General features: G+C 51.8%; 8 protein-coding genes. 2 read left to right on the top strand and 6 right to left on the bottom strand.

Annotated features, from left to right (window positions below; translation table 11 throughout):
• Positions 1 to 33: 33 nt before the first annotated feature.
• Entirely contained in the window at positions 34 to 3,042 is a 3,009-nt protein-coding gene (locus tag KCR01S_RS23195) for a Tn3 family transposase (protein ID WP_012817690.1), read from the bottom strand.
• A 163-nt stretch (positions 3,043 to 3,205) separates the two neighbouring features.
• Here KCR01S_RS23195 and KCR01S_RS23190 point away from each other — a divergent pair, with 163 nt between their 5' ends.
• Together KCR01S_RS23190 and KCR01S_RS23185 are read left to right on the top strand one after the other, a co-directional pair.
• A complete protein-coding gene (locus tag KCR01S_RS23190; RefSeq protein WP_001556711.1) occupies positions 3,206 to 3,778 on the top strand; it encodes a recombinase family protein in 573 nt (190 codons plus the stop codon).
• 8 nt (positions 3,779 to 3,786) lie between these two features.
• The gene (locus KCR01S_RS23185; RefSeq protein WP_004118313.1) at positions 3,787 to 4,191 is read left to right on the top strand and encodes an ArsA-related P-loop ATPase; all 405 of its coding nucleotides are present in this window, start codon (positions 3,787 to 3,789) and stop codon (positions 4,189 to 4,191) included.
• A 30-nt stretch (positions 4,192 to 4,221) separates the two neighbouring features.
• On the opposite strand, the gene arsC is transcribed toward KCR01S_RS23185, so the two are convergent.
• The 5 genes from arsC to arsR are packed head-to-tail and all read right to left on the bottom strand — an operon-like array spanning position 4,222 to position 8,530.
• Positions 4,222 to 4,647: a glutaredoxin-dependent arsenate reductase gene (arsC, locus tag KCR01S_RS23180; RefSeq protein WP_000065758.1), complete on the bottom strand. Its 426-nt coding sequence runs from the start codon at positions 4,645 to 4,647 to the stop codon at positions 4,222 to 4,224.
• A gap of 12 nt (positions 4,648 to 4,659) precedes the next feature.
• Entirely contained in the window at positions 4,660 to 5,949 is a 1,290-nt protein-coding gene (gene arsB, locus KCR01S_RS23175; RefSeq protein WP_000922630.1) for an arsenite efflux transporter membrane subunit ArsB, read from the bottom strand.
• A 48-nt stretch (positions 5,950 to 5,997) separates the two neighbouring features.
• Entirely contained in the window at positions 5,998 to 7,749 is a 1,752-nt protein-coding gene (gene arsA, locus KCR01S_RS23170; RefSeq protein WP_061285217.1) for an arsenite efflux transporter ATPase subunit ArsA, read from the bottom strand.
• Between the two features lie 17 nt (positions 7,750 to 7,766).
• Positions 7,767 to 8,129, bottom strand: a complete 363-nt coding sequence (arsD, locus tag KCR01S_RS23165) for an arsenite efflux transporter metallochaperone ArsD (protein ID WP_000783215.1) — start codon at positions 8,127 to 8,129, stop codon at positions 7,767 to 7,769.
• A gap of 47 nt (positions 8,130 to 8,176) precedes the next feature.
• Positions 8,177 to 8,530 (bottom strand): As(III)-sensing metalloregulatory transcriptional repressor ArsR, encoded by a 354-nt coding sequence (gene arsR, locus KCR01S_RS23160; protein ID WP_001114073.1) that lies wholly within the window; start codon positions 8,528 to 8,530, stop codon positions 8,177 to 8,179.
• Positions 8,531 to 8,810 lie beyond the last annotated feature (280 nt).

Below are 8,810 nucleotides of genomic sequence, written 5' to 3'. Positions count from 1 at the left end.
GGGGTTTGAGAGCCAATGGAACGAAAACGTACGCTAAGAAGTTAATTCATTGTTTAAATTGAAATTTAGTTCTCTCAGTTCCCCCTTCAAAATATCCTCCGGTAGCGTAAACGTATAATGCCCCAGCATATTGATATGCCCGTGCATCAGTGGGGACAACCGGGCGATATCTTCAACCCCGATTTCTTCTCCATTACTGCGTATCCAGCTCAGGGCTTCCTGCATATAAAGTGTGTTCCACAGTACCACTGCGTTAGTGACCAGGCCCAGTGCCCCCAGCTGATCTTCCTGACCTTCACGATAGCGCTTTCTGATCTCACCGCGCTGCCCGTAGCAGATCGCCCTCGCCACAGCATGGCGGCCTTCCCCCCGGTTTAGCTGCGTCAGGATCCGCCGACGATAATCCTCATCATCAATATAATTAAGAAGGTACAGCGTCTTGTTGACGCGCCCCACTTCCATGATCGCCTGTGCCAGCCCTGATGGGCGCGAGCTTTTCAGCAAAGAGCGAATGAGTTCTGAAGCATGAATGGTGCCCAGTTTCAGCGAACCGGCGGTTCGCATCATCTCATCCCACTGATCCTCGGCTTTCGACAGATCGGCACAACCACGTGCCAGTTCGTCCAGTGCACCGTAATTTGCCGATTTATCCACTCGCCAGAATACCGCTTCACCGGCATCGGCAAGCCGGGGGGAAAACTGGTATCCCAGCAGCCAGAAGAGGCCAAAAATAATGTCGCTGGTACCGGCTGTGTCTGTCATGATCTCAACCGGATTCAGCCCTGTCTGCTGCTCCAGAAGGCCTTCCAGCACAAAAATGGAATCTCGTAATGTGCCGGGGACAACGATGCCGTGGAATCCAGAGTACTGATCAGAGACGAAGTTGTACCAGGTGATGCCACGTCCGGAACCAAAATATTTTCTGTTAGGTCCTGAATTGACGGTTTTCACCGGCGTGACAAAGCGCATGCCATCAGCTGAAGCCACTTCGCCACCACCCCAGCGGCCAGCAAGCTCCAGTGTGGACTGAAAATCAACCAGGCGGGCATTGGCGCTGACCAGCGTTTCTGCCCGGAGGTAATTCTGTTTTACCCAGCTAAGCCGGTGGCGCGTCAGCGCCGGTATATTGTGCTTTATCAGCGGTTCCAGCCCGATATTGCAGGCCTCTGCCATCAGGACCGCGCACAGGCTGATGTGCAGATCCTGTGCCCGGGCCCCGGATTCACTGACATGCGTAAACTCACGTGTAAATCCCGTTCTGGCATCTATTTCAAGCAACAGTTCCGTCAAATCTACTGGCGGGAGTAGCAGCCTTACCCGACTGTTGAGACGATGCAACGATGTTGGCTCCTCCAGTTTCTCCAGGCTGCTGATAGTCAGGGAAGGATGTTTACCGTCATGGCAAATATGAACCTCCGCATTTCCTTCAAAGCGGGATGCGACGGTTTTCCAGGTTTCATCTAGCTGGACCGCCAACTGTTGCACGCCTTTATGTCCATCAGTGGGATGTCCCAGCGCCCGGCAAACGGGGACCCGCTGAGCCTGCCATTCTTCCCCCTGCAACAGCTTCTCGCGGGGATTTCCCCAGCGATCGCTGTTTTCGAGCCAGATGTCCCTTCGACGTAGTGCATCCTGAAGGCGCTCCAGCAGACAAAGCGAGTAACCGGCACGCTGTATCCGGCCCTCCGCATCGTATACCAGGCGTTTCCAGGGGCCGGTAATAATATGTTCAGGCGCATTGTCCAGGATGCGCTTTTTCGAGCAGTTCAGTTCGGTCAGATAATGAATGGCGGACAACGTATGTTCTCCGGCTGGCGCTGCCTGGAAATGCAGGTCGCGCAATACCGCCGGAAGAAAGCGCTTTACCCGCCCGTACTGCTCCACCATTTCGTCATGGAAATTGTTGTTCTGAGGCCGGGCCAGCTCATTTACCTTGCAGACGGATTCTGCCAGCCTGCTTTTCGGTATGCTGTTGAATATGGTCTCCCTCAGTTCAGCATCGTCAGCCTGTTCATCCAGCAACAATGAACATGCCCGCGCCAATATTAGCGCAGCACGATCAAGATCTTTAAGCGTCCTGAGCCGTTTTTTCTGCCCCGTTTTCTTCGCCGCACGAGTGATATCCAGTATCAGCATATCGAGCACATCAACGGCCTCATCCAGCGCCGCAGTCTCCTGCGCTTTAACGAATGCTGTGAGTACGGCCAGTTTTCTCTGCTGTGGCATTCGCGCGATATATTTTACCGACGCCATGCCTGCGTAACGGGCCAAATTACGCAGTTGTATAGCAGGCAGACCGGTAAAATTCAGTCGGGAAAATTCCAGGTTTCGCAGCCGGATATACCGCTCCAGCGCTTCGGTAAATGCCGGGCCGCTGACGGTGACCGGTCCCTTTTTCAGTTGCTCCAGCGGTGAAGTACGCTGCCCCTCAGGAATGTCCAGAAGCTCCGTCACGCGGGCGGTCTGCCAGCTGTCCGGCAACGCGGCCAGTTTCTTCCACAGCCGCTGATTTGCCCGTTCGCGTATTTCACTGACGAGACGTACAAGTGTGGTTGCTCCGGGCAGCAGGACCTTATTCTGAAGCAGCCACGCGGTGGCAAAATCAAACATAAGGCCGGGTCGCTCATTACTGAGCCATGCGCGGGTGTACAGCAGGCGCTTCAGGCGGAAAGACCAGGGGAAATCGCCAAATTCATGGTAACCGTAATATTCCTTAATCAGCGCAGTATGCTCTCTGAGGGTGGTAACCCGTTCTGCGTAGCGGGTAAGGACTTCTGGACGGCGAATATTAAGCTGCACCGCGACAAATTGCTGAACACCTGGCAGAACCCGGGTTAAGTCTGTCAGAAAGGTGCCCAGAAAACGGGCGGTGGTGAGCTGAAGCGCAATTCCCAGCCGGTTATGCCTTCCCCGCCGCTGGTTAATGAAGGCAAGATCCCGCTCATCAAGATGAAAATAGCGCGCCAGCTGCACGTCATTGGGTTCTGCAACATAGCGACCATAATTCAGTTCCTGCTCAGTGGTCAGAAAATCGACGGGCATACCGGCCTCCCTGCCTGATGGTCATGAATTAACAATTTCGCAACCGTCCGAAATATTATAAATTCTCGGACACACTAAAATGGTGTTGTCTAGGTGTCTATTAAATCGATTTTTTGTTATAACAGACACCCACTGTCCGATATTTGATTTAGGATACATTTTTATGCGACTTTTTGGTTACGCACGGGTATCAACAAGCCAGCAGTCCCTCGATATTCAGATCAAGGGGCTTAAAGAGGCGGGGGTGAAAGCCAGTCGCATATTTACCGACAAAGCATCCGGCAGTTCTACCGACAGGAAAGGACTGGATCTGCTGCGAATGAAGGTGGAGGAAGGTGACGTCATCCTGGTGAAGAAACTCGACCGGCTTGGCCGCGACACTGCCGATATGATCCAACTGATAAAAGAATTCGACGCTCAGGGAGTCGCGGTCCGATTCATAGACGACGGGATCAGCACCGACGGTGAAATGGGGAAAATGGTTGTGACCATTCTTTCAGCTGTAGCCCAGGCCGAACGCAGGAGGATTCTGGAGCGTACGAACGAAGGACGGCAGGAGGCCAGGCTGAAAGGTATCCGGTTTGGCCGAAAGCGCATCATCGACAGAAATAGTGTACTGGCACTTCATCAGCAGGGAACTGGTGCAACAGATATTGCCCGCCGGCTCAGTATTGCCCGTTCCACTGTTTATAAAATTCTGGAAGATGAGAGCCGGGTTAATCTGAGCAAAATTTGAGGACGAACATGAGTGATGTAAAGGCATTCAACAATTGCATGAGTGTGTTCTGGCGACAGCATGAAGCCGAATTCTCTCGCTTTCTGACATCGAAGACAGGTGATAGCGAAAAAGCAGCAGACCCGGAGAAGACGAAGGTGATTATCGTGACGCTTGCCGAAACGACACCTGTACTGGAAGCCGCTAACCTGCAGCAGGATCTACGCCGAGCTGGCATCGAGCCGTGGGCATGGGTCGTTAATAACAGCCTGGCAGCTGCTCAACCGTCTTCGCCTTTCCTGAAGATCAGGGCGAACCGCGAGCTGCCTCTCATCTCTGATGTGGAAGAGCAGTATGCAAAGCGTATTGCATTAACAGCGCTACAGAGCGAAGAGCCGGTTGGTATTGACCTGCTGGAAGAAATGGCGAAGTAATAATGAAGGGGGCAAATGCCCCCTTCGTCTTTATTTCAGTCTTTTACCTGAATCATCAACGACTTTTTCACCGTCTTCCTTGGTGAAAGCCGCTTTCTGGGCATCTGGAAGGATATCGAGAACAACCTCTGAAGGACGGCAAAGTTTAGTTCCCAGTGGCGTCACTACGATCGGACGGTTGATCAGAATCGGATGCTGTAGCATAAAGTCGATGAGCTGGTCGTCAGTAAATTTATCTTCTGCAAGACCCAGTTCCTCATACGGCTCGACGTTCTTACGCAGCAAAGCCCGGACGGAAATGCCCATATCCGCAATGAGTTTGAGCAGCTCATCGCGTGAAGGTGGAGTCTCAAGGTAAAGAATAACGGTCGGCTCGATACCGCTGTTGCGGATCATCTCCAGCGTATTACGCGACGTGCCGCAGGCTGGGTTGTGATAAATGGTGATGTTGCTCATATCAGTATCTCATTACAAAGTGAAAGAGAGACGTAGCGCCAGCGCGGCCAGCGTTACAAACAGCACAGGCAGAGTCATGACGATCCCGGTGCGGAAATAGTATCCCCATGTGATGGTCATGTTCTTCTGTGAAAGGACATGCAGCCAGAGCAACGTTGCCAGGCTACCAATAGGTGTAATTTTCGGTCCAAGATCGCAGCCAATCACGTTGGCAAAAATCATCGCCTCTTTGATAACGCCTGTTGCAGTGCTGCCATCAATAGAGAGAGCACCAACCAGCACGGTAGGCATATTGTTCATGATGGAAGAGAGGAAAGCCGTCAGGAAGCCAGTACCAAACGTCGCGGCCCAAAGTCCTTTATCTGCCAGCACGTTCAACACACCGGAGAGGTATTCTGTTAGTCCGGCATTACGCAGACCATAGACCACCAGATACATTCCCAGAGAGAATATGACGATCTGCCATGGCGCACCGCGAAGCACTTTGCCAGTGTTAATGGCATGGCCTCGCTTCGCCACCGCAAACAGAATGACAGCCCCTACAGCAGCAATCGCACTGACCGGGATACCCAACGGCTCAAGGACGAAAAAGCCAACCAGAAGAAGGATCAACACTATCCAGCCGGTTCTGAAGGTTGCCAGATCTTTAATCGCTTTTGCCGGTGCTTTCAGGAGAGCTAGGTCGTAAGTTGGCGGAATATCTTTGCGGAAGAACAGATGCAGCATCACCAGCGTGGCGATAATGGCTGCGATATCCACCGGCACCATTACCGACGCATACTCAGTGAAACCCAGCCCAAAGAAGTCTGCAGAAACGATGTTAACCAGGTTGGACACGATAAGCGGCAGACTGGCCGTATCGGCAATAAACCCGGCGGCCATGACAAATGCCAGCGTAGTGCCTTTGCTGAAACCTAATGCAAGCAGCATGGCGATAACAATTGGCGTCAGAATCAATGCCGCACCATCGTTGGCAAACAGTGCCGCCACCGCTGCGCCGAGCAAAACGATATAGGTAAACAGCAAACGCCCGCGACCGTTACCCCAACGTGAAACGTGCAGCGCCGCCCATTCGAAAAAGCCCGATTCATCGAGCAGAAGGCTGATAATAATCACGGCAATAAAGGTCGCCGTCGCATTCCAGACAATATTCCACACTACAGGGATATCACCAAAATGGACTACGCCAGAGATCAGCGCCAGTACCGCGCCCAGCGTCGCACTCCAGCCGATCCCTAATCCCTTCGGTTGCCAGATAACCAAAACGATGGTCAGGACAAAAATAGCGCCTGCCAGTAACATAAATCCTCCAGACAGGACGGCTTTGCCGCCCTGTATATACAAAAAAAATTAAACAACCAGCTCTCTGAGTTTCTCGATGCCAGTGGGCTCTGCAGCCATTACCGGTACTAACGCTATGCGGCTTGCATGCTGGTTTTTCACAACCTCGATTTGAGGACGCTCTTGTAGGGCGCGCTGGCAAAGCAGCGGCGATTGCGTCTGTGCAATCGAAAGGCTGTTATTGATAATCCAGCCCCAGGGATGAATCCCCGCACGTTCAAGATCGGACTGCAGGTTTGCCGCTTCCAGTACAGGTGTGGTTTCAGGCAGAGTGACCAGCAAAACTTTGGTACGTTCCTGGTCCTGAAGCTGCATCATCGGAGTGGTAAAATGACCTTTATCCCCCATCTTCCTGGCAATCTCACGGTGATAAGCCCCGGTAGCATCAAGCAGTAATAGCGTATGCCCGGTAGGTGCCGTATCCATGACCACAAACCGTTTGCCAGCTTCACGAATTACGCGTGAAAACGCCTGGAACACCGCAATCTCTTCTGTGCAAGGAGAACGTAAATCCTCTTCGAGCAGCCGTTTCCCAGCCTCATCCAGATCCCTGCCTTTCGTCTCAAGAACATGCTGACGATAGCGTTCAGTTTCATCGTGAGGGTTGATTCGGCTGACCTGCAGATTTTTGAGGCTGCCATTGAGCGTTGTACTGAGATGTGCAGCAGGATCTGAGGTGGTGAGATGCACATCAAAACCCTTATCCGCCAGACTGACGGCGATAGCCGCAGCCATTGTGGTTTTGCCCACACCACCTTTGCCCATCAGCATAATCAAACCGTGTTCACTGCGGGCGATATCATCAACCAGGACAGACAACGACATATTCTCTGGCTTGTTCTGTGGGCTTTGTTCAGGAAGCGATGTTATCTCAGCGTGTTCGTTGAGCAGGCCTTTCAATGCGGATACACCAACCATGTTCAGCGGCTGCAGGTATAAGTTGTCTGTCGGCAAATCAGATAACCCGGCAGGAAGATTTGCCAGCGCCTCTTGCTCCCGTTGCCATATTGCAGCGGCCAGTGCATCACGTTCTGCTTCGCTCGCAGGCAGGACACCGTTAATGACTAAATACTGATTTTTAAGGCCAATAGCTGATAATTCGTCATGAGTACGAGCGACTTCCTGCAGTGTTGATTTTTGCAATCGCGCGATCAGCACAAGGCGAGTTCGTTCAGGATCGGATAATGCCTCAACCGCATGAGCATATTGCTCGCGTTGTTTTTCCAGCCCAGCCATTGGACCAAGACAGGAAGCACCATCCGGGTTACTTTCGATGAAGCTGCTCCAGGCTCCGGGAAGCTGAAGAAGGCGAATAGTGTGGCCAGTTGGGGCAGTATCAAAAATGATGTGATCAAAGCGGGTCAGCAGAGAAGCGTCAGTCAGTAAGCCAGTAAACTCGTCGAATGCAGCGATCTCTGTCGTACAAGCTCCTGAAAGCTGTTCACTGATGCTGTTAACAACGTCATCAGGCAAAAGACCTTTAATAGGGTCAACGATTCTGGCGCGGTATTGCTGGGCGGCGTCCTGCGGGTCAATCTCCAGAGCCGAAAGACCAGACACAGCAGTCACGGGCTGGATAGTGTTACCGATAGTCTGATCGAATACCTGACCGACATTGGAAGCCGGGTCGGTACTGACAAGCAGAACACGCTTTCCCAGTTCAGCCAGACGTATAGCCGTTGCGCAGGAAATCGAAGTTTTGCCTACACCTCCCTTACCGGTGAAAAACAGGTAAGACGGGATATTCTCTAAGAATTTCATATGTCCTCCTGACATACTCAACAACAGGAAGTTTTACCACCACAGCAACTGGTGGAAGCTAAACCCACCTTTTCCAGCGGTATACCAAACCAGCGAGCCAGTTCAGCGCGTTTTGGGTATCGCCCGGCCATCACCGTTTCACCATCAAGCAACAGCAGCGGAAGCCCTTCAGCTCCAGAAGCCTCAAGGAATGCTTTCGCTTTTTCGTTCTCAACGAAGCTCATAGGCTGCTGCGCCAGGTTATAACGTTCGATCTGAACCCCACGCCCTTTCAGCCATTGCACATCAGCAGAAAAATTGACCAAAACCTGATCGACATCTGAACCACAAACGCCGGTACTGCAGCACATCGCCGGATCAAACACCGTTAACATTTTCATCTTTAACACCTCATATTCGTAAAAACATATATGTACAGGCAAAATTTTTAGATACAAACAGCCTTACCGCTGCCAGAGCAGTTGGCCGATGCCAGCTTACGGGCGATGGCCTGTACGTCGTCCTGTTGACTTAACCAGGCCTGCTCAATCACCAGGGCAGCCCAGGAAGGAATATGCGGGGATAAGCGATAATGAACCCATTTCCCCTGCTTGCGATCCAGCAACAGGCCACTTTCCCGAAGCATCGCCAGATGGCGGGAGGTCTTGGGTTGTGATTGTTCCAGCGCTGTGCAGAGATCGCATACGCACAGCTCCCCCATCTCCCTGAGCAGTAGCACGATACCCAGGCGGGTTTCATCAGATAGTATTTTGAAAAGTTGTAGGGATGCAATTTCTGGCATTATGTACTCCTGCTATGAATGGGTATTGTCTCTCCACCAAAACAAGAAGTCAAAATCATATGTGTTTTCTCGCATGTGAGTGCAGGTGTCACTATGCGGTTGAAAAACGACCTGATGTGCGATCGTTACGTTAGTTGGGTAGGTAAAAAAGTCATTTGAGGCTAAAACATTGCTTAGTGCGGGCTTTCAGTTCATAGAGAAGAATGAATAATATCAATTATAACAATTGGTTATTTCCTTAGCGTACGTTTTCGTTCCATTGGCCCTCAGACCCCTATTC

Source organism: Kluyvera cryocrescens NBRC 102467 (assembly GCF_001571285.1).
GTDB classification, from domain to species: Bacteria; Pseudomonadota; Gammaproteobacteria; order Enterobacterales; family Enterobacteriaceae; genus Kluyvera; species Kluyvera cryocrescens.
This window is presented reverse-complemented; position numbering and strand designations above follow the sequence as displayed.